13 protein-coding genes are annotated in these 24,121 nt (G+C 39.6%); 6 read left to right on the top strand and 7 right to left on the bottom strand.

Annotated features, from left to right (window positions below; all coding sequences use genetic code 11):
* The first annotated feature begins 98 nt into the window (after window positions 1–98).
* From ACFIJ8_RS04315 to ACFIJ8_RS04290, 6 genes are all read left to right on the top strand, one after another.
* Window positions 99–788 (top strand): YggS family pyridoxal phosphate-dependent enzyme, encoded by a 690-nt coding sequence (locus ACFIJ8_RS04315; protein WP_375639083.1) that lies wholly within the window; start codon window positions 99–101, stop codon window positions 786–788.
* A 1,080-nt stretch (window positions 789–1,868) separates the two neighbouring features.
* Window positions 1,869–2,156: a hypothetical protein gene (locus ACFIJ8_RS04310; RefSeq protein ID WP_375639082.1), complete on the top strand. Its 288-nt coding sequence runs from the start codon at window positions 1,869–1,871 to the stop codon at window positions 2,154–2,156.
* A gap of 858 nt (window positions 2,157–3,014) precedes the next feature.
* Window positions 3,015–4,958: an acetate--CoA ligase gene (acs, locus tag ACFIJ8_RS04305; RefSeq protein ID WP_375639081.1), complete on the top strand. Its 1,944-nt coding sequence runs from the start codon at window positions 3,015–3,017 to the stop codon at window positions 4,956–4,958.
* Between the two features lie 557 nt (window positions 4,959–5,515).
* Window positions 5,516–6,175, top strand: a complete 660-nt coding sequence (gene ftsE, locus ACFIJ8_RS04300) for a cell division ATP-binding protein FtsE (protein ID WP_273723097.1) — start codon at window positions 5,516–5,518, stop codon at window positions 6,173–6,175.
* Window positions 6,168–7,121 (top strand): ABC transporter permease, encoded by a 954-nt coding sequence (locus ACFIJ8_RS04295; RefSeq protein WP_273787645.1) that lies wholly within the window; start codon window positions 6,168–6,170, stop codon window positions 7,119–7,121. The genes ftsE and ACFIJ8_RS04295 overlap by 8 nt, the downstream gene beginning before the upstream one ends.
* Window positions 7,108–7,797 carry a YdcF family protein gene (locus tag ACFIJ8_RS04290; protein ID WP_273787644.1) on the top strand — a complete coding sequence of 230 codons (690 nt, stop codon included), beginning with the start codon at window positions 7,108–7,110 and terminating at the stop codon, window positions 7,795–7,797. The genes ACFIJ8_RS04295 and ACFIJ8_RS04290 overlap by 14 nt, the downstream gene beginning before the upstream one ends.
* Window positions 7,798–9,149: 1,352 nt before the next feature.
* Here ACFIJ8_RS04290 and ACFIJ8_RS04285 read toward each other — a convergent pair.
* The 7 genes from ACFIJ8_RS04285 to ACFIJ8_RS04255 form a co-directional block, all read right to left on the bottom strand.
* On the bottom strand, window positions 9,150–14,108 hold the full coding sequence (locus tag ACFIJ8_RS04285) for a DEAD/DEAH box helicase (protein WP_375629309.1): 4,959 nt from the start codon (window positions 14,106–14,108) through the stop codon (window positions 9,150–9,152).
* Between the two features lie 967 nt (window positions 14,109–15,075).
* Window positions 15,076–17,085 carry a MacB family efflux pump subunit gene (locus ACFIJ8_RS04280; RefSeq protein WP_375639080.1) on the bottom strand — a complete coding sequence of 670 codons (2,010 nt, stop codon included), beginning with the start codon at window positions 17,083–17,085 and terminating at the stop codon, window positions 15,076–15,078.
* Window positions 17,086–17,088: 3 nt separating this feature from the next.
* The gene (locus ACFIJ8_RS04275; protein ID WP_375639079.1) at window positions 17,089–18,315 is read right to left on the bottom strand and encodes an efflux RND transporter periplasmic adaptor subunit; all 1,227 of its coding nucleotides are present in this window, start codon (window positions 18,313–18,315) and stop codon (window positions 17,089–17,091) included.
* Complete coding sequence (locus ACFIJ8_RS04270) at window positions 18,312–19,793, bottom strand: efflux transporter outer membrane subunit (RefSeq protein ID WP_375639078.1); 1,482 nt, start codon at window positions 19,791–19,793, stop codon at window positions 18,312–18,314. The genes ACFIJ8_RS04275 and ACFIJ8_RS04270 overlap by 4 nt, the downstream gene beginning before the upstream one ends.
* A gap of 67 nt (window positions 19,794–19,860) precedes the next feature.
* Entirely contained in the window at window positions 19,861–20,670 is an 810-nt protein-coding gene (locus tag ACFIJ8_RS04265; RefSeq protein WP_375639077.1) for an exodeoxyribonuclease III, read from the bottom strand.
* Window positions 20,671–20,700: 30 nt separating this feature from the next.
* The gene (locus ACFIJ8_RS04260; RefSeq protein WP_375639076.1) at window positions 20,701–21,309 is read right to left on the bottom strand and encodes an outer-membrane lipoprotein carrier protein LolA; all 609 of its coding nucleotides are present in this window, start codon (window positions 21,307–21,309) and stop codon (window positions 20,701–20,703) included.
* Between the two features lie 121 nt (window positions 21,310–21,430).
* Window positions 21,431–23,872 (bottom strand): DNA translocase FtsK 4TM domain-containing protein, encoded by a 2,442-nt coding sequence (locus ACFIJ8_RS04255; RefSeq protein WP_375639075.1) that lies wholly within the window; start codon window positions 23,870–23,872, stop codon window positions 21,431–21,433.
* Window positions 23,873–24,121 lie beyond the last annotated feature (249 nt).

The raw sequence follows: 24,121 nt of genomic DNA, 5'->3' as shown, positions 1-24,121 counted from the left end.
CTCATCGTCAACATTTTCGTGAAATTTTTTCCTAAGTATTTTATAAAACTTTTAAAAAAACAACCAACTCTTGAACAAAAAAGGTAAAGCACAAAAATATGAATACACAAACGCCCCTCGATGCCCCTTCCATTGAAGCATGGCAAAACCTTCAAAAAGACATTGCTGAAACATGCCAAGAGCTACAACGCCCTGTAGAAGAAATTGAACTTATCGCTGTTTCAAAAACTGTTTCTGCCACTGATATACGTCCCCTTTTACAAGCAGGCCAATCTTTGTTTGCAGAAAACCGCGTACAAGAAGCAGCACAAAAATGGCCTGCTTTACGTCAACAATTTGAAAATATTAAACTTCATCTCATCGGTCCCCTACAATCAAATAAAGCCGCCGAAGCTATCAAAATTTTTGATGTCATTCAAACGGTTGATCGTGAAAAAATAGCCAAAATTTTATCCGAAGAAATGCAAAAACAAAAAAGGCATCTTCCTTGCTATGTTCAGGTTAACATTGGCTTAGAACCGCAAAAAAGTGGTGTTGCACCGCAAGAAGTAATCCCTTTTGTCAACCAATGCAAAAACAACTATGGACTTGATATCATCGGTCTTATGGGTATCCCCCCTGTCGATGAAAACCCCGGACCCTATTTCGCGCTCTTAGCAAAATTAGCAAAACAAGCAGATCTTCCAAAGCTTTCCATGGGTATGTCCAGTGACTTCAAAACCGCTCTACAGTTTGGCTCTAACGTCCTTCGCATTGGCTCTGCTTTATTTGGAAAACGCCCTGTGTAAAGCAATTTCCCCTCATATAAATTCCCATTGAAAATTCTACGAACAAGCCAAAAACAGCAGAAATGAGAAAAAATATTTCCTTCAATATCAATAAGAGCAATTCTAGCAAAAAAGATTCCAGTCCCTCTTTCATCCTGTTAGCAAAATAAGCAAAAAAGCTGGTCTTCTCAAAATTCTCACCGGCACATCCACAACACGTACAATAGATTTAAGATAGCATTGCAATTTGGCTCTCATATTCTCGCACATTGGCTCTACTTCACCTCCCCTCTGACCGCCTCTCCAGCAAAAGCAACGTAAAAAATAAATCCTTATATAAAGGCAAAATGATAAGAGAGGCGTTGCGCATGAATCAAAAACTATCGCGAAATAAATAATTGCAAAAGAATATTCAATACGATTATCGCAATGATTTCCATTAAAAATCATGAATTCTCTTAAACTTCTCCAACACGCGTAAACAATTTCCCCACATGCCAATGGCGTAAAGCAGGCAAAAAGAGGCTTATGACTGCATAATACAGTAACAAAACTCTTTCATGTAAGTCACTTGAGCAAAATAAACATCTCAATTGCCCAATAGAGCACCAAAAGCCGCGCTAAACAACATGAATAGCAATCTATAAGGTCCAACGATAGCATAAAGACTTTCTATGCTCTACAAAGCGTAACATACGGTCAATATTCGCCTGAAAAATAAAAGAACGAATCCCATTCATATGCACATAATACATGCAGGCAAAACAATGGCAATGAGATCGATCCCAATAACGATATTTCTTTATCGTTCTCATAAACAAAGAGAAAAACACCAATTTTTTTCATATACGCAATTTTTCTAAATTTAAACTTTAATTAAGGAAAAATATGGTGCTATTTCTTATATTTTAAAATATTGCAAATAATATTGTTATATTATAAAGAATAATATTTCATATATACATAATATAGTTATTATTTATACAGTATTTTATTGCCATTTTTAAAATTTATATTTTACAGTTCTCTAAAATGCATGACACCAATTTGAAATGTATCATTATAATACTATTTTAATATAGCTAATTAAGAAGAATTAATATGTTTGGTTCATTCAACACATTCGGTCATATGGCGACAAAGCATTCTTTTGGTCATTCGCACAATTCAAGACCTACTAATGCATGTAGTCCTAATGATTTTATATCTCACATGAATGCAAAAGGCTTTGAAGTAGGAGTTCCGACAGGAGTAGTTGGTTCAATTCAAGGTGGTATAAATGGGGGACCAGTGAGTGCATTTACAGGTGGAATGGGAGCTTTGTCATTGGGATACATAGGAGGCGCTACTTGGGGACTTATAGAAAAAGCTCGTGAGTGTTGGTTCTAATTTATAGAGAATAGCTTAAAGATATCTCTGAAATTAATAGTTTTGTAAGTATATTTGAAAGAATATACCAAAATTAAATATCTACATCTGTGGATAAAATAGTTTTCGGAGATATCTATTGTGAATCACATCTTATAATCAGGATTTTGTTATAATGAATATTCTTTATGAAATCATAAGACTGTTTTGCATTCTCATTGTATTCATCCCTATATATGCTATTGGTTTTAAAAAAATTGGTGGTTACAGTTGGAAAGTATCTATAAAATCAACATTATATACAGTAATTCTGTTCATTTTTTCTGATAGTTTATGTAAATACTTTGGTTTATATTAATATTTATTGGATGAGTCCTAAGCACGCTGAATAAAGTAGCAACGATACTATTAATGAGAAATTATCATTTATAATCACAGATTTTACTCATAAAATTATTGAATCGCTTATAGCAACGTTTTTTTCTGGTTTAATATATATTTTTTATTATAAATTTATTTATTACAATTGGGAAGATTTTCTAAAAAAGTCATTATTAATAAACTGTACATTCTTTCTTATGAGTCTTTTATTTAACGATGTTGGTTTATATCAACTTGTAAGGAATATTTTATAATAGACATCTTTAAAATATCTTTATGCGTTTATAAAAAGCTCTATACCGCAATAGGCTTTGCCACATTTGAGTATCCTAAAAGCATAGAATACCCTCTTTAATATCATCACATCAGATTTTAAAAATTGACTATTCCAATCTTTGTCATTTAGTCTAACCTCACAATGAAAAGCTTTAGGGACGACTCTGCCACAAATATAAAAATACAATGGCTGATTTTTCTAAAAAATAAAAAGAGGGAAGTATGACTGAAAAAATCTATCCAGTATCAGAAGAGATCAAAAAAAATACTTTACTCGATGAGAAAACTTATCAACAATGGTATCGAGAAAGCATCAATGATCCAGAAAGCTTCTGGGCCAAACATGGTCAATGCATTGAATGGTTTAAACCTTTTACAAAAGTAAAAAACACTTCTTTTAACGGAGATGTCTCCATAAAATGGTACGAAGATGGGATAACAAATGTTGCCTATAATTGCATTGATCGCCACCTGAAAACCCATGGAAATCACATTGCGCTGATTTGGGAGGGGGATAATCCTTATCATGATAAAAAAATAACCTATAACGAGCTTTATGAACATGTTTGTCGTTTTGCTAATCTTTTGAAAAGTCGTGGCATTAAGAAAGGCGATAAAGTAACCATTTATCTTCCCATGATACCCGAAGCAGCCTATGCTATGCTCGCGTGTGCCCGCATTGGTGCTGTTCATTCGGTTATCTTTGCTGGCTTTTCTGCAGAGGCAATAGCAGGACGCCTTGTTGACTGCGAATCAACCTTCATCATTACCGCTGATCACGGCTTGCGTGGCGGCAAACGGATCAACTTAAAAGACAATGTTGATCATGCTATTGAGATAGCAGCACGCCAAAACGTGCATGTAGACCAAGTCATGGTTATACGGCGGACTTGTGGACCCATTCAATGGATAGAGGGGCGTGATTTTTGGTACCACGAAGAGATAACTCATGCCAAAACAGATTGCCCACCAGAACCAATGAACGCTGAAGATCCACTTTTTATTCTTTATACTTCAGGCTCCACCGGCACCCCCAAAGGCGTTTTGCATACCACAGCGGGCTATCTTGTTTATGCCGCGATAACACATCAATACGTTTTTGATTACCACCCCGATGAAGTTTACTGGTGTACAGCTGATATTGGTTGGATTACCGGTCATTCTTACTTGGTTTATGGACCTTTATGCAATGGTGCGACTACTTTAATGTTTGAAGGCACACCAACCTTTCCTGACAAAGGAAGATTTTGGCAAATTGTCGACAAGCATCAAGTCAATACACTCTATACCGCACCAACAGCTATCCGCGCCTTAATGGGAGCAGGAAATTCGTTTGTTGAACACTCAAACAGAACATCGTTGCGTCTTTTAGGCACGGTAGGAGAACCGATTAACCCAGAAGCATGGGAATGGTTTTATCATACAGTTGGAAATGACCGTTGTCCGATTCTCGATACATGGTGGCAAACGGAAACAGGAGGGCATATGATCACACCCTTGCCTGGTGCAACCCCCCTCAAAGCAGGATCAGCCACACGTCCTTTTTTTGGTGTTCAACCCCAAATTGTTGATGCCCAAGGCAATATTTTAGAAGGTGAAGCAGAAGGCAATCTTTGTATCAGTGATTCATGGCCAGGACAAATGCGCACGCTTTATAAAGATCATGAGCGCTTTATTCAAACTTATTTTTCCTCTTATAAAGGAAGATATTTTACAGGCGATGGTTGTAGGCGCGATAGTGACGGCTATTACTGGATTACAGGGCGGGTTGATGACATTCTCAATGTCTCGGGGCACAGGTTAGGAACTGCTGAAATTGAATCAGTCCTTGTTTCTCATCCCGCTGTATCAGAAGCAGCCATTGTGGGTTACCCGCATCCCATTAAAGGACAAGGAATTTATAGTTTTATCACCTTAATGGAAGGGACAGCTCCAAATGAAGAGTTGCAAAAAGAGCTTATTAAACATGTAAGACAAGAAATAGGCTCCATTGCCATATTGGATAAAATTCAATTTGCCCCACAGCTTCCTAAAACGCGATCAGGAAAAATTATGAGACGTATTTTACGAAAAATCGCCGAAAACGATTTTGATACTCTCGGAGATATCTCAACTCTTGCCGAACCACAAGTTGTTGAAGATCTGATTGCTAACCGACAAAATTAAAGAACCCACGAAGAAATATAACATACGGTGGTTTTTGTTTTTCTGCTAAAATTATCCTAGCATTGTTACGAAAACCACCGATGAGAATAAAAAACAAAACAATTCATGGGAAGCTCAACAACTCTAACAACAAACGCCTTTCTTCATAACAAATAAGAAACAATTGAAGAAAAAACTTCAAGGTTGGAAGATGTCAAGATTGGAATATGAATACAGATAAGAATAAGAAAGTGAGATAAAAAGAGCAACATAGCTTTTTAAAATTGCCCAGTACCCCCTCAATGCAAAAAAGCCTCTGAGAAAGAAGGAAAAATAGTTCTGATGTTTATGCTAGAATCACTTTGAAATTCCTGCTAAAATCATAAATAAAGCTAAAAAGAGAAAGTATAAGTGATAATATTTTTGAGCAAAAATATTTATCTATAACGAGGGTGTATAAAAAATATTGAAAACCATGAAATCTAAAATAACCAAGCTTACAACAAAAATCTAAAGCAATGAAAGTAAGAGTTCTTAGAATAAATGATGCAATATAAAATCAGGAGTAATAATAAAAAGTGATTCATTTTGAAAATGTCGGTCTACGCTATGGAATGGGACCTGAGGTCCTTCGTGATATTAGCTTTCATATTCCTCCTGGATCATTTCAATTTCTCACTGGCGCCTCTGGAGCAGGGAAAACGTCGTTGATGCGTCTTATGTTTTTGGCACTCAAACCCACCCGCGGTCATATTGATTTATTTGGAACAGACACAGCGTTACTCAAACGCCAAGAGCTCCCTGCGCTGCGACAACGTATCGGTGTTGTTTTTCAAGATTTTCGTTTACTCGACCACATGACCACTTATGAAAATGTCTCCTTACCTTTACGCATTAAAGGACAAGAAGAAGCAACCTATCGCAGTGAAGTGGAAGATCTTCTCTGTTGGGTAGGCCTTGGAGATCATATTCATGTTTTACCACCAGTTCTTTCCGGCGGAGAAAAACAAAGGGTAGCCATTGCACGCGCGCTCATTGATCAACCTGAAATTCTACTTGCCGATGAACCTACTGGAAATGTCGATCCGCCCTTAGCAAAACGCCTACTGCGTTTGTTTATTGAATTAAATCGTTTTGGAACAGCTGTTATCATTGCTACCCATGATATTGCCTTAATGGAACAAGTTGCAGCACGACGTATGCTTCTCCATAACGGACGGATGACGATTCATGAATAAGTCTTTCCCCATTTTTACAAGCAATAAAAAAAATACAACAGCGATTATTCCCAGTGGCAATATTTCTGGAAAAGCATTGGTTGCCGTGATTGCTATTATGACGTTTCTTTCAAGCCTCACCTTAATCGGTGTTGATTTAGTCCAACGTGCCGCCCAAAATTGGAGTAATCAGATTAGCTATGAAGCAACAATACAAATACGCCCCATAGACAATGTTGATATCAACAAAGCACTCCGTGATGCCGTACAATTGGTTAAAACATTTTCTGGTGTACAAGATGCAAAAATTGTTGACCAAAAAGCTACCGAAAAGTTACTGGAACCATGGCTTGGAACAGGCTTTAATGTCAATGAACTACCCCTTCCCCGCCTTATCATTGTGACCCTGAAAGAGGATGAAAAAATCAATTTTGCAGCCATTAATCACGCCATTAAAACCCAAATTCCAGGAGGTCAATTTGATGATCACCGTGTTTGGGTCCATCGTTTTGCAACCATGGCACACACCACTGTTTTCATTGGTTTTTCAATTTTAGCATTGGTTCTAGGCTCTCTTATTCTTACCATCATTTTTACCACCCGCAATGCATTGGCAGAAAATGCGCATATTATCAATGTCTTATATTTTCTTGGTACTGAAACTATTTTCATTGCCCGCCAATTTGACTGGCATTTTTTTAAAACTGCACTGCGTGGTGCTTTATATGGTGGTCTCACAAGCATATTTCTGTTTTTAGCCTTTTGTCTCTGGACGAATTATAACTTGGGAAGAGTGGAAGCTAGCCAAGTAACAGCTTTGTTTGGACATATTTCCATAAGTTCCGTTCCTTACGGAAAAATCATTTTTCTTATTATTTTCGTTTCTTTTCTTACCACTCTTACAAACCGCATGACTATTTTAGCGCAACTGAAAAAAATCGATCAATGTGAAAATGGTTTATTTTAATTTTATGACTTACCACTCCTACCATTCCAACTCGTTAAGGCAAAACAATTTAGAACGTCCTCTTCCAAAACGACCCCACTATCGTTGGTCTGTGTGCTTTTTATTTCGCTATTTTCCACCGACAACACTTACTCTTGCAATCATTGTTTTCATTTTCTGGGGCGGTTTTATTGTTTTTTCTGAAAAAACTGAACGACTTTCTCCCCCAAAGCCTCTCCCCAAAGCTGATGCTATCATTGTACTGACAGGCGGAGAAAACCGAATAGAGACAGGACTTCATCTCTTACAAAAGGGGCTTGGTTCACGACTCCTTATCAGTGGCGTAAACGCCACAACCAATCTGAAAGGTTTCATGCATAACAGGCATATTACCCCACGGCTTGTCTCCTGTTGTATTGACATTGGGCATCAAGCGATTAACACCAGAGGGAACGCCAAAGAAAGTGCTGCTTGGATCAAAAAACACCACTATAAAACCCTTTATATCGTCACCCATGATTACCATATGTGGCGCTCAATGCGAGAACTTAAGTATTTAATGCCTGATATCCATTTCATTGCTTATCCTGTTAAAAAGAGCAATGCTGAAAGCGCAATACAACAGATCAATCAAATCCGCATTCTCATATTCCAATATATTAAAACGCTCCAAGTCTATATCAGAACCGCATTCTAATCTTTATCCTTCTGACTTTTTTAAAAACCTTGCCACCCACGAACCGCTTCATACCGTTCTTTCCATAGCCTTCCACACGAGGTTGCCTCTATAAAAGCTCGACAGAGCTACCCTCATATAACACAGAATACCCCATACACGTATCACTGTATTGCACATTCACCCAAAGACATTTCTCACATCCCAAACATATCTCACAGCACGGGATCTGTACATGCCATCTCAATATATAAGCTCTTGTAAATAGAGCGCCCAGACAACTATAAGATCTCCCGACTTGTTATAGAGATCTATTTATACCACCCTCTTTACGCTTCATAAAAAATGCAAATTACCCCATCCTATATTTTACCGCCCCCAATATTACGATAGCTCTTACGCCACTTGGGATGATTGGTAAGAGACATGCTTTACGCCTTTTTTAAACACGAGCATACCAACCTCGTATGGCATACAAAGAAGTAATTTTAATAGATTTAAAATAAGAAAATTTATGATACTTAGATTTCTCATTCAACAGAGTGAAGGTTAAACTATCATTATAAACCAATATATTAGTAACAATCTCTTCATTCAACAAAGCATCTTCATAAGAGCATTTTAGATCACAGATAGGAATAAGCTCAAAACGCACACCACCACGAACATCCCACGTTCTTTATCGCAATCTTTTTTGAAATCATTTCCCACTAAAAACACTTTTTGTTTGGCTGCCTCCCCAAAAAAGAACGAAAATTTTTAAACTCTAGCGATCTGTAAACAATAACAATCCAGCTTCTTGTCTAACGCGTTCTCCCTGCTCACTTCCAATCATCCCTGCTCAAAGGACAGATTTCATGAGAGTTGTGATTTCCTCCCAACATCTCAAAGGACGATGATTCCCATCAGCAACGGTTTGTAAACAATCCTACTTCTCTGGGCAGGTCCCTCTCAGCTTCCCCATTTATATGGTTTACTCACATAAGACTCAACGAACAAGCTCTGCTTAAAGCTATTCATCACGGTCGCTAAAGCGCATGCGTCATCATTTTATCCGTCTACTACCTAAGATGTTTTATCACATGCAACACATTGATTTATAAGGAAAGTTTATACGCTACAACTTGAATGAGAGCTCTCAATATCATCAGATTCTCTCATTTTAAATATATTCTCTGTTGAATCAATCAAAACCATTTGCTTGCACATCACAAAGGACTTGTACATCACAAGGGAAGAGAGCTTGCGTGGCGTAAAACTGTACAAAAAAGACATGCCTCTTATGGACTTGTCTCAAGTGCCAAGAGCTGTCGCAATACCCACGAGCTGGCAAGGTGTGTGATAGTGCCAGTTTGTTACAACACAGCGCTGTTTTACCGCACAATGGATAACTTAACCTTTTCAGTTTCTCTCACTTCCAATTTTGGAAGACTGCGAACAATTTTCATTGTTTCCAAGCTTACTGTAATAACCCGCTGAAACAATTCCAGAGGATAGGCCGGATTACCCACCGTTTCAACAGCATAGCGATTAGCATCATTCACAAGACCGCTCGCTTTATCCGTTTTGACAATCTGGCGCTCCATAACCCATTCAAGAGCAGACCGGCCATTGACCACATAATCATAAGCTTCAAGAGGAATATTCTGCATCGTGATATGCGCATTATAAATCACTGTGCTTTTATCAATAGCACCACGCTTACCAGCAAATTTCATCGCTTCAACACGATAGAAGCTCTTCTCATCAGAAATCATCCAAGTTCTTGGATCACCCTGTTTATAGGTAACAGGATAGGGCTCAACCTCTTCATAATTCATATGCAAATCACCAAGTTTTCGCCCCGCTGTTACAAAAGCCCAAAAATCCTCTACCTTTTTAACTGTTGGGATACGTGGCAATTGTTTAGACAAATTATGCGCATAACGAGCACGGTAATCTTCAGAATGCAAAATCCCATAAACATAATAAAACAAATCATCCTTTGTAATCATTTCACTAGGATAGGCAGCCTTAAAATATACCAACCCTTCATCCGTGAGTGCATCACGCCGCTGCAAACCAGTTTCTTTGCTTTCCTCTGCAAAATTTGCAAACAAATGAACCTGATCCCCCTCCTTATTTTTCAAGGACTCAGCATCCTCATAAACATACCGTGGAAAACACTGACCAGTATCCATTGTATGAAGATTGGATAAATAATTAGTCATCAGAACAGAAAAACCACTACTTGCTCCAACTCCTGTAATTTGTATTACCCTATTTTCAACCGCTTTTTCTAATGGAAATATACGCGACATTTGGTAAATCATTTCATTAAAAGCACGATTATAATAGAGCCACTGTCGTGTAAAAGGACGGTATGAGCTCTGAATAAGACATGTCTCTTTAAGTTCAAAAACCTTTCCTTTAGCTAACTGTTGTTTAAGTGCACGACTCCAACTGATCTTTTTGGCATCCGTGTTAACAAAATCGTCTACAGCACCTATACGTGTTTTACGATCAGAATGTGCATAAGCATTATTAAAACGCTCTACTTCACCGTTATAAAAAGCAATCATCTTGCTCATATTATTGGCTAAAGTTTCACAACTGAAATTATATGCCCAAGCATCACGACCAGTTTGTATGCCACGAGAAAACGTTTCAAAGAGTTTTTTATCACTGCCCTTCTTATCACCTAAGGCCAGAAATTTTTCAAAATCACTGTTGCGCTGATCCAACCAATCACCATGCTCATCTGGTGTAATCATCTGCCAGCCTTGTGCACGCTTGATCCCACCAACACTATTCAACCGCTGAAGTTGAGATAATTTCTCTTTTGTCGTGAAATTATCACCAATATCGTAATAGTGAATTTTGCAATGCTCCATGACATTTGGATTTTTAATAAATAGTGTCACAGCAATTCCCGTCATGCTTCCACTGCCGAAAACATTTTGCCCTTCTTGAGCACGTCCTTTGCTCATCATATTTTTGCGAATATCACCACGCAAATTGAGAACATAAATGCTTGAAAATTCTTCATTCAATTCTTTTCGTAATCCACTCGTAGAATATCCATTGATAAAACCTGAATTTGTCACAAAACCAATAACACCACAGTCTTTTATGCGATCACTTGCCCAGCGAATAGCACGAATATAACTGTCATAAAGTCCATTAACATTACTCGCTTTGGATTGAGCAGCATAAGTTTCACGAATGCGACGATCCAATTTAGGATAGCCAATATTTTTCGCATTGTCGTTTTCACTTTTTTGCCCCGAAGAATAAGGAGGGTTGCCAACAATAACACGAATATCCAGTTCCTTCTGGCGTGATCGACGTGTGCTGTTATCCACCAGCAAATCACTGATCAGGTCCTTTTCTTGCTCATAAAGCTGGAATGTATCAGTTAAACAAATTCCCTCAAAGGGAACATAATCTCCCCCCATAAGACCATGATAGGTCGTTTCAATATTAATGGCTGCAATATAATAGGCTAAAAGCACAATTTCATTGGCATGAATTTCATGACAAAATTTATGCTTCATCTCCTCTGGTTTTATCAGACCCGATTGTAAAAGCCGCGTGATAAAAGTTCCCGTTCCAGTAAAGGGATCCATGATGTGCACACCCGATGAGCCAAGCATTTGCCCAAATTCTTGCTCTAAGACATCATTGACAGAGTGCAAAATAAAATCCACAACCTCAACGGGGGTATAAACAATGCCTAGTTTTTCTACAGTACGTGGAAAAGCATAACGAAAAAACTTATCATAAAGCTCTACAATCAACCTCTGTTTTGCTTTTGGATCCGTAATGCCACTGGCGCGTAATTTTACACTTGCATAAAATTTTTCAAGATCTTTAGATTCCTTATCAAGGTTTGCCTCATCAAGCACATCAAGCATACGCTGCATAGCACGCGAGACAGGATTCTCACGTGTGAACTGATACCCTTCAAACAACACCTGAAAGACAGGACGCGTGATAATATGCTGTGCCAACATCTCAATCGCATCAGCTTCTGTAACAGCATCATTTAAATCATCACGCAGTTCTGCCACAAACCTGTCAAAGGCTTGACGCGCCTCAGTATTTGGCTCTGCTAGAATACCTGTTAAACGCGTAATATGATTCTTAGCAATTTCAGCAATGTTGCTCGCCCAATCTTCCCAATAATCACGTGTCCCACATTTCTTGACGATCTTTGCCAAAATCGCACGAGAAATTTCATCCACCGGGAAAGAAAACTCCTTGTTTAGCTGATCTGTACGAGTTAAATCATATTCCGGTGCTCCAATTCCCGGTCGTGCAGGCTGTGAGCGTAGTGGAAGATTGTCTACAACAGCTGTAACAGCCTGTAACTCAGTGCTCTGTGTGACACCAATAATCTCAATCACATTGCTAATATCTTGGCTCAGCGATGCCTTATTAATCGTCGCATCAAAACGATCATCATGCGCACGCAAAGCATTTAAAATTTGCCAAACAACCCGATATTTATCATTGTTGTTCAAAGCCTGTTCCACTGGAATCCCAGAGGGAATACCAATTGGCAAAATGACATACCCCATCTTTTTGCCCTCAGACCGACGCATCACCCGCCCAACCGCTTGCACAACATCAATCTGGCTCTTACGTGGATTTAAAAACATGATCGCATCCAGAGCCGGAACATCCACCCCCTCAGACAAACACCGTGCATTGGTCAAAATACGACAAACATCCTCACCACTATCAGCTTTCAGCCAATCAAGTAATGCACCACGATCCTTCGCATTGAAAGTGCCATCAACATGCTCAATTTCACACTTCAGAAAATGCTCTTTTTCCGTATCCTCTTTCGTATAATCAAGATATTCTCTAACAACCGCAGAAAATTCATCACGCACCAGTTCAGAACTTTCAATAGTCTTGCAAAACGCCAAAGCACGACGCATGGGGTGTGGATCAGCACCAACATCAGCCTTCAGATCTTGTTTTGTCAGCGCCTTATAACAACCAATAATCTTCGTTGCATCATCAAGAACAAGTGAAGACTTGTTATCACTAAGACGCTTCTGAACAGCGGAACTGACCAATTTTTCATCCATTGCTAAGACAATAACCTTATAATCCGTTAAAAGATCATTTTGTACTGCCCAAGAAAACCCCCGATAAAAAAGTGTTTTACCAAAAAGCTTTTCATCATCCATCGAAGCAAGAACGGCATTAACTTCATTCGCGCGACTTTTTGCGTTATCACCAAAAATACGTGGTGTCGCTGTCATATAAAGGCGCTTCTTGGCACGAATAACATCATTAGAATGCACCTTAACAAAATTGGATTCATCCTCTCCAACCAGCGTTGCCCCTGTTGTACGGTGCGCTTCATCACAAATGATAAGATCAAATGTTGGCAAACCATACTTTTTCTGAGCATCCGCAACTACCTGAATGGATTGATAGGTTGCAAACACAACGGTCATCCTATCTGCAACACTCTTACCCGCCTGTTCTGCAAGTTTAGCAGCATCTGTTGTCGCCGGAAAAGCAAGATCAAACACATCAATTTCAGCAACATCATCACTATTTTTACGACGCTTTCCCACTTGTGTATCTGAACAGACAGCAAAGGATCTCAATCCGATTTCTGCATCCGTTGTCCATTCACGGACCGTCTGTGACATCAGTGCCAAGGAAGGAACAAGAAACAGAACAAACTTGCCTTCACCCGCTAAATCCTCAGCAATTTTAAGACTGGTAAATGTCTTACCAGTACCACAAGCCATAATAAGCTTACCCCGATCTGCTTGAGCAAGCCCAGCACGCACATCACGCAACGCATCCTGCTGATGTGGACGGATTTTCTTTTTATCCTCCAACACAATTTTGCCCTGGGCTGCAAAAGTTTCCCAACGGATCGGACTTTGTTGTATATCGGAAAGATTAATCCGTATAACAGGAATATCCTGCCCCCGTATCATTGTTTCAGCGTTATCACTCCAAGCACTTTCAGTACTATCTATAATAACACGCCGCTTGAATGGAGCTTTCCCTGATGCCGAAATAAAACTATCAATATCTGCTTTTCTAATCCGATATGCTGCATCATAAAATTTACATTGGATTGCTGCAAAACCCTCTTCATTACGAATCTTTGCCACAAGATCGATACCAGTATCATGACCATCCCAACCATTTTCACGAGCCCAATCTTTAAAGGTTTGAACCTTTTCATAACATCCAGACTGAAGAGGATCATGTGTCAGATAAGCAAGAGCAAAACGCTCAAAATATGTACCTTTGTCTCGTTCGGTACGCGCTTCGTCACGATATGTCTGTAAAAGCGATTGCAGCGTCATGCTTCCACCCAACTCAAAATACTTTCAATTATCGAGTCTAGCCAAATTGGTCAATGCCTATTGTTCCACCCAAAAGACTTTAGATAACTCGATTTACTGAATGAACCGATATTTATAATGGAATATGTACTAAGCAAAACAAATGAATAAAGTTTTACTTATCAACAAAAGTGTAGAATCTGCTCTTCCCACATCCCTGATAAATATCATGTAATCACTTACAAGAATGTAGAGATTTGCTTTATTATTTTGGTGAGCTTTTTTTGATATTTATCTATTGAAAATAGTTTAAGCGCATATTCAGGAGGTGCTAAACGCAATTAAAGTATATCATAAAACCAATAACCAGCTACACCAATACACATAATAATGAATACAGCAATTAACATTCCCAGCAACATGAGCCCATAAGTGTATTCATCTCGTTCTCCCTACAAAACTGGAGCTTCGTAAAAACCTATATCTCCGTCGCATAAAGCCATAAAGAATCTTAAAACCAAACGTTACCAATACCAACGCCCCTCCCTTTGCCATACAATTTGTGAGCAAAAAACAGGGCCACGAATAAACAAAAGGAAAAGAAAAACTATAGAGACCAACCCGCCTCGTATACCCGTTCGTTTTTTTAGATATAAGCTGTTTTTCGTTTAAATTTTCTTCTTTTTTATCTTGTTTGTTAACAGATATACACTCCACTTCCACGCCTATTTTTAGGTTAAAATCCTAAAGTTATCGCGCTTTGTATTTTGTATAGCTATAAAAATACAAGGGAAATTTATTCATGATACGTTGTGCCGTAAAACTTCATCCTTTAATGTTATATAAAGCATGCTCCACTTAACGAACAAAACATTTTCTAAAATAGAACAGTGAATAATGCTAAATTTTTCCCATCCATGTTTCGCTCCATAAATGCTTCATCTAAGTAGAAAGCCTCACAACAAACATGCCCTACAATTGATAAAGCTTAATCGCGTGAAAGAGCGACAACAGGGTCAAGCCGTGAAGCTTGCCGCGCTGGAGAAAAGCCAAAACAGATTCCAATGAGGGTCGAAAAAGTAAGGGATAGGATGATCGAATCAATCGTATAAACCAAGTGGATAGGCGCCTTAAACAGAAGAAATAAACCACCGATAGAAAGCCCAAACAGAATCCCCAAACCACCACCAATGACACAAACCAACACCGCTTCAATGAGAAACTGCTGCAAAATATCACTTTGGCGTGCACCAACTGCCATACGCACACCAATTTCATTGATCCGCTCAGAAACGGTGACCAGCATAATATTCATCACCCCAATACCACCTACAATCAGGGAAATCGCTGCAATTGAAGAAATTAAAAGTGTTAAGATATGTGTACTCTCCATGATACGTTCACGAAAGAATTCTGAATTTCTAATGAAAAAATCTTCTCCGCCATGCCGCATAATGAGAAACCGTTTCACCATGTTTTCCGCTAAATGTGAATCGACATCATCAGAAATCCTAACGGTAATTGCACGAACTTCTGTTGTGCCAAGAAAACGCGTTTGCACTGTTGTATAGGGCAAATAAAGCTGTAATGTATTTGATGTGTTTCCATTTGCGTGATTTTGCGAATCAACAACACCAATAATACGCGCTGGAACATTACCCACATGCACCACTTTGCCAAGGGGGCTTTCATGGCTATGGGGAAAAAGAACAGACAATGCTTCTTTTTCAATCACGAGATCAACCGCCCGATCATGCACACTTTTTTGATCAAAAAACTGTCCTTTGAAAACTTTAAGCCCCTGTGTCTGAAAGAATTGTTCTCCCACCCCCACAATGACGGCATTGACTTCAACTGCGCCAAAACGCACTTTCGAGCTTGTTGAAATCTGAGGTGTTACACCAGAAACATAAGGTAACCCAGACAAGGCTTCTGCATCAGCTTCAACAAGACTTGTTATTTTCTCTGCTTGTGGATCAGAAAAACTTTTGCCAGGTAAAATTGTTAATGTATTAGCACCCAAGCTTTTAAAATTTTCCAAAATTTTCTCTCGTGTACCATTTCCCAAAGCCACCATAGCAATAATCGCCCCAATACCGATAATCACTCCAAGCATTGTTAAAAAAGTTCGCATTCGATGTGCATTCATTGCCAACAAAGCCATAATAAATGCCTCACGAAACCGCTCAACAAAAGACCGAAAAGAGCCAAGCTGTTGTTTAACTTTTAGTTTCTGTTTTTCGTAAAAAGATTGACTATCCGTTTTTATTTTTGCCCCCGCTGCTCTTTTTTTTGCAACCTTTGTCATACTGTCAGCAATAATTTCTCCATCACTGATTTCGATAATACGCTCTGCTCTTTTGGCCACCTGCATATCGTGGGTTACAATGATAATAGTACGACCTTCTTGATGAAGCTCATCCAAAATACGCAACACTTCCTGTCCACTCTGTTTATCTAGTGCACCAGTTGGCTCATCGGCAAGAATAACCTCCGCATTATTCATCAACGCTCGAGCAATGGACACCCGTTGTTGCTGACCACCTGAGAGTTGATTTGGACGATGATTCACCCGATCGCCCATGCCCAAGCGCGTTAAAAGATCTTGTGCACGCTTTTTCCTTGCTTCCACAGCACATCCTGCATAAATAGCCGGAATTTCAACATTCCCAAGAGCTGTCAATTCATTCAACAAATGATAGCGCTGGAAAATAAAACCAAAATGATTGCGCCGCAAAGCCGACAATTCATCAGCTGAAAGAGAAGCTGTTTCTTTCCCTGCAATCCAATAACGACCAGAAGTTGCTCGATCAAGACAGCCTAAGATATTCATCAATGTAGATTTTCCTGAACCAGAAGCTCCCACAATCGCTACCATTTCACCGCGCTTAATGGTAAGATTGATATCCTTCAAAACAGTAACAGATGTTTCGCCCGCAGGAAATTTACGTACAATATTTTCCAACACGAAGACAGCATCTGCTTGATTTGTGTTCATGATTTAAATCTCGTCTTCACTATGCACGTCAGAAGGTTCTGGCATCACCCCATCAGGCGAGCCAGTGATAACGACATCGCCCTCATTAAGTCCTGAAACAATCTCTGCCATCACCTTATTATTCAATCCAACGCTCACCTGTTTAGTAACCACCTTGTTCCCCCCCTCCAAAACAGAAACCCATGCCTTATGCTCTTTTGTCTCATCGCGTAAAGCATCGCTTGGAACCAACAAGACATTTTGAGCACGCCCTAAGATAATATGAACTTGAGCAGTCATATAGGTTCGTAAAAAATTGTCCGCATTATCAACATGTAGAATTCCGTTATAATAAATAGCTGATGAGATTAAAGCACTAGACCCCCCTACCATACCAGGGTTAATACTCACATCAGCACGAATTTCTTCAGGAGCAGGCTCTATCTTTTCTAAAACGCCCTCATAACGACGCTGCGAATTCCCTAAAACTGTAAAATAAAGTGGTTGTCCAGCCTGAACTTTAAGAACATCAGCTTCTGAGATTTGCGCCTTGATCGTCATCTTTGACAAATCGCCCAAAATAACAATTGTTGGCGCCGACTGAACCGCATTCACATTTTGCCCTTCTTCCACAACTGTTGCCAAAACCGTTCCCGCTGAAGGGGCCGTGATGCGTGTATAACCTAAATTGACCTCTGCACTATCCACATCAATTTGTGCTTGCACAATCTGCTGTTGAAGTTGCGCAATTTGCGCCTCACGTATTTTTACTTGTGTCGCAGCATCATCGAGATTAGCCCGTGAAACCGCACGTGACTCGATCATTTTTTTCTGACGTGCTAAATTTTTCTGTGCAAGAGAAAGATAGGCTTCTTGTTCTACCAAACTCGCATAATAGTGAGATAATGCTGCTTTTTTTCTTTTTAAATCATTTTCTTGATCTGTAGGATCAATTTCTGCCAAGAGATCGCCTTCTTTCACAACACTCCCAGGAGAAACGTGCATTGACACCACACGCCCTGTTGCACGCGCACCAACAGCCACCAATCGATAAGGACGTACAAGACCAGAAGCTAAAACACTTTCTTCAATATCCCCACGCTTCACCACCGCGGTTATATAAGTTGGGCTAGATGTTCCAAAAACAACAGAACGCAACCATAAAAACAAGAGAAGAAGGAATATAGCAGCTAAAAAGAAAGAAAGTTTTTTGTGTTTTGTAATGAAATTTTTGAGTAGACTTTTTTTCATTTTCCTACCTTTGCACGCGAATGAGGTGCACCATCAACGACTTCCGGACGTGATACATCAACAACGCCATCCCAGCCCCCCCCCAATGCTTTCATCAACGTGATATATTGCGTAACCAAAGAAACACGGCTATCTTTAAGTGCCATTTGTGCAGAATAATAAGAGCGATCAGCGTTTAACAATTCAAGAAAACTGGTATTTCCATTCTCAAAAAGACTCCGTGAAAGTTTTAAGGAATGAAGAGAAGCTTTATTCGCAATGATTAGCTTTTCTAAGCGTTGATGTTCTTTAGTTAATCTTACCAACGCATTTTCTACATCTTCTAAAGCTCCCAAAACAGCAGCCCGATAAGTAATAAAAGCTTGATCACGCTGTGCACGCGCAACAGCAATAGAAGCCTCAACCTGACCTCCATTAAAAAAAGGAAAACGCAGACCAGGTCCAAAAGACCAGCCAATCGTTGAATTTTTCCATAACTGATCTATCGCCGTTGCTGCTGTCGAAATATTACCTGTTAAAGTAAGTGATGGATAGCGATCTGCTTCACGTTGACCAATCCGCGCTGTCGCTTGCGCATATTGACGCTCTGCCCGTCGTAAATCCGGACGTGTTAACAAAATATCGGCTGGAATTCCTGCTGGTATCGGCCAGCGTGGTTGTGGAATCTTTGCATGCTTAGCATTTTTTTGTAAAAGAGCCTTCAATGCCGTAGGCACACGACCAGTTAAGACAGAAAGGCGATGAACGCTCATTGCCAAATTCGCTTCCATCTGTGATATATCCGCTTCTGTATTTGCCATTTGCGCTTGCGCATTTGAAACATCGAGCTCAGAAATATCACCAGCTGTTAATCTAGCACGCATCAATTCATAGGTTTTACGCTGTGATACAGCAATTTGTCGCACAATCAACAACTTCTGTTGCCAACCACGCATTTGTACATAATTTGTTGCCACATCTCCTAACAGTGTCACCATGGTAGCGCGCATATCTTCCACAGCCGCATCAAGACCATAACGCGCTGCTTCAACCGCTCGTTTATGCCCACCAAAAAAATCAAGCTCCCAGCTTGCATCAAAACCACTATGATATTGATTTAACAATGCATCAGACTGTCCAGAATGACTACGGGTTCCTGAAATTGAATTGGACACATTTGGTAAAAGAGTTCCTACAACCTGCCCTAAACCCGCACGCGCCTCACGTACCCGAGCTTTGGCAACAGCAACATTATTATTTCCAGAAATCGCATAATCCATTAACGCATCTAGAACGGGGTCATTCAAACGCCGCCACCATCCGGCAAGCGCAACTGACTGCCCAGACGCCTGTGCAGATTTTTCTCCCCAAACTGCTGGAACACGAAAAGATGTTTTCTGGTAATTAGGACCAACCATACATCCTGACAAAAGCAAACACAAAAAGATACTAGAAAGTAATCCACGAGAAGCGCCCCTTTTGAGATTTCTGATATACATCTAGTCTCCCGCATTCTTTCAGAATCATTATTTAATATTAATACTTTATTTACTTCTTATTTCAAACTTAACGTGAAAAATCAAATACAGTTTGCACAGGAATATGATCTGAAGGACGTTCCCATCCGCGCGCATCACGAAAAATCGAAAGATCTACAACAAAAGGTGCTAAATCAGGAGAAGACCAAACATGATCAAGCCGCCGCCCATAATCGGTAAATGCCCAATCGCGTGCACGATAACTCCACCATGTATAAAGTTTAGTAGGCACAGGAATATGCAACCGCATCAGATCAACCCATCCACCTTGACAACACAAGTCCTGTAAACGCTCGGTTTCAATGGGAGTATGGCTTACAACCTTCAACAATTGCTGATGAGACCAAACATCCTCTGCCAAAGGAGCAATATTTAAATCGCCCACCAAAAGAGAAGAAAGACCATCTCCTTGATCCGCACGTATGGAAGACATTTCTTCTAAAAAATCAAGCTTATGACGAAATTTTTCATTCACATCAGCATCTGGAATATCTCCCCCAGCAGGAACATAAAAATTATGAATCCGCAAGTTTCTCCCATGGGCTTCCACAATAACTGAGATATAGCGACAATCTTGGTTTTGGCAAAAGAAACGCTTTTCTACCTTTTTAAAAGGCAAACGAGAAACAATAGCCACCCCGTTATAAGATTTTTGTCCACTCAATGCGATATGCTTATAACCCGCTGCTTCAAAAGCCCCCACTGGAAATAAAGCATCTGGACATTTTGTTTCCTGTAGACACAAAACATCTGCGGAAAAGAGTTCCAAATACTGAAAAACCTGTGCAAGACGCAAACGAATAGAATTAATATTCCAAGTTGCAATACGAAATAACATCCATTTCAATCCCAATGAAACAACACCGCACTATTTCTTCGAAGGAAGTGCAAACATTCCATTAGCGAAACGGACGTCTGTCCGCACATTCATAATCTGCACAGTAGTTTCCAAATTTTGTTGGTCAACAATTGTCCACTGCCGCAAAGCAGAGCCTTTAGAATCAAAAACCATCCTTATTTGCCCTGCCCCAATCGTTTTATCACGCAGAACAATCGTCACAGCCCCTGGATCTTCGCGAAATGCCAATAACCGCCCAGAAGATACATCAATTTTATCAGCCAACAGAAACTTCATTGGCGTTTGCGAAAGTTGTGAAAAGTTCCAAGTATTCAAAGCCCGATTGTTAATACCTACAAATTGACCATCTGCAATAATCTGTAAAGGCATTTTCTTATAAATAAAACGAATTTTCCCTGGGCGCTCTAAATAAAATGTCCCCTGAGACATTTTCCCCTTTGGACTAAACTGAATAAAATCACCCGTCATTGTTTTGATTGCCGCAAAGTGATTTACAACATTTTGCGCCTTTATCACTTTATTAGACGCTTGCGAAAAAACAGGAAAAGTTAAACACCAAAAGATAATAACTCCCACCAACCCAAAGACTCTTCTTTGCGACAAAAAAGACGTTTTCATAAAAAATGCTCCCAAGCAATACTTAATTGACTTTATAATTTATAACTTAAGTAATCAACGATGAATAAACACCCTTCTTTACAAGATAACGATATTGTTTGAAAAAACTATCAAAAGATTTTTAAAAGCGTTCTTCTTCGGCAGGCACTAAAATTTCTCGTTTCCCTGCGTGATTTGCTGGACTAATGATACCTTCTTCTTCCATCCTCTCAATCAATGTCGCAGCACGGTTATAACCAATGCCTAAACGGCGTTGAATATAAGAGGTCGAAGCCTTACGATCACGAAGCACAATAGCAACAGCTTGACTATAGGGATCATCTTCTGAGGGAGAAGCCAAAGAAACATCAGCACCATCCTCTTCAACTTCTTGCGTAATTGTTTCCAAATAATCAGGTCGTGCTTGCGCTTTGAGATGCGCAACAACCTGCTCCACTTCATCATCCGCAACAAAAGGACCATGCACACGTTGAACACGTCCTCCTCCCATCATAAAGAGCATATCTCCTTGTCCCAATAATTGCTCAGCCCCCTGTTCGCCCAAAATTGTTCGGCTATCGATTTTTGAACTCACAGAAAAAGAAATACGTGTAGGAAAATTGGCTTTGATCGTCCCAGTAATAACATCGACGGAAGGACGCTGGGTCGCCATAATCACGTGGATACCGGCAGCACGTGCCATTTGTGCCAAACGTTGAACCGCGCCTTCAATATCTTTACCAGCAACCATCATCAAATCAGCCATTTCATCAATAATGACAACGATATAGGGCATAGGACTAAAATCAAGTGTTTCCGTTTCATAAAGAGGCTCACCAGTTTCATGATCAAAGCCCACTTGAATTGTACGCACCATTGTCTCTCCTTGACCTTCTGACTCCTTGAGACGTGCATTAAACCCATCAATATTACGAACGCCCAGTTTTGACATTTTACTATAGCGCTCTTCCATTTCACGAACAGCCCACTTTAAAGCAATCACGGCTTTTTTAGGATCTGTCACCACGGGCGTTAATAAATGAGGAATGCCATCATAAACCGAAAGCTCAAGCATTTTCGGGTCCACCATAATGAGACGACATTGTTCAGGTGTCATCCGATAAAGAAGCGATAAAATCATTGTATTGATAGCAACAGACTTTCCCGATCCTGTTGTACCAGCAACCAAAAGATGGGGCATTTTTGCTAAATCTGCAATAACAGCTTCCCCCCCGATTGTCTTACCCAAAGCAAGCCCTAATTTTGCTTTGCTTTCAATAAATTCCTGCGCCTGCAACATTTCTCGTAAATAAACCATCTCACGCTTTGCATTGGGCAATTCTATTCCAATCACATTACGTCCTGGAACCACCGCAACACGCGCCGAAATCGCACGCATCGAGCGTGCAATATCATCTGCCAAACCAATGATACGAGAAGACTTAATGCCGGCAGCCGGTTCAAATTCATACAAAGTTACCACCGGTCCAGGACAAGCATCAATAACTTGCCCCTTGACTCCAAAATCTAACAAAACCCCTTCAAGTTCCTGAGAATTTGCTCTTAAAACAGCAGGAGAAAGTTTTGCATCCCTAACAGACGGTGGTGGAACCGAAAGATAATCTACAAGAGGAAGAACAAAACCACCATTTGAAGAAGCTGTTAAAGACTTTCGATTTTTAACAGGAGAAACATAGGCTTTATTTTGATTTTCCTCACACTTTACTTTTTCACCCAAAAAAGTTGGCTCAATCCGATCAAATGACTTTCCTTGCCCCTTACTCTGAAAACGCCTTTTGAAACAGAACAAACGAAAGAAACGCGCTTGTAAAAAATAAAAAAGATGTAAAAGAGCGCCAAAAGTTGTCGCAAAAAAACCATGATTTTCACGATCATCCTCTGCAGCATATTCCGTATCTTCTTCCAATTCAAAAACTGGATTAACGATTGCGTCTTTTGGAATGCTTTTTTCTTTTCTTTTCTTTGTTCGACGCCGCCATATCACATTGCCAGCAAAAGCAGCAGTGAAAAAACCTAAAAAAATAAAAACAACACTGAAAAACACCGTGTAAAGAGGAGAAAGAAAAAGAGGAAAGACTGAAGAAGCAACACTTAAAACTTTATCTCCTAAAACCCCTCCCAATCCCATTGGCAATGGCCAATAAGTAAAAGAAGCAACAGGTGACATAAGGGCAAAAGCAATTAAAAAACAAATCGTTGATAGCACCCATAAAAAAAAGCGCAAAGTCAAATTGTAGATATTCTTTTGCGCCAACAAGAGAAAAGACCAAAATAATGGCGGCAACAAAACAGCAAGACTTGCCAAGCCAAAAAACTGCATAATAAAATCTGAAAAAATTGCCCCCATCCACCCCATAAGGTTTGTAACCTCATTTGTACTTGCATGGGTTAAAGATGGATCCTCAACATTCCACGTCGCCAAAGCAAACACAAAAAAAATAATAAAGCCCAAAAGCCCAAGCCCAATAAATACCCCTATCTGACGTAAAAACATCTCAATAAGACGCGAACCTTGAGAATTTCGCACTTCTAATGAATCATAAGGAGAAGAACTTCGGTGCATCTATCAATTCCAAATACAAAATTTTCATATTTTAAAGAGTTATAACTCTCTCTCTTAAAAAAGGATGAAGCTTAAACTCTGTACCGATCTGTAAACAAATAGCCTGTAAACAATCCGACGTCTTATCTAGCGCGTTCTACCTTCTAACCACTTCATATCACTCATATATCACAACCTTAAGAGACTATCCTTCATAAGGCGCACAAAAAGCTCTCCTAGGATATTTATCACACGATCAACCAAAAAACA

This window comes from Bartonella sp. MF74HXZ, from assembly GCF_042194445.1.
In the GTDB taxonomy this organism is placed as follows: Bacteria; Pseudomonadota; Alphaproteobacteria; order Rhizobiales; family Rhizobiaceae; genus Bartonella; species Bartonella grahamii.
The sequence above is the reverse complement of the archived record's forward strand: the minus strand, read 5'-3'. Positions and strand labels throughout refer to the sequence as shown.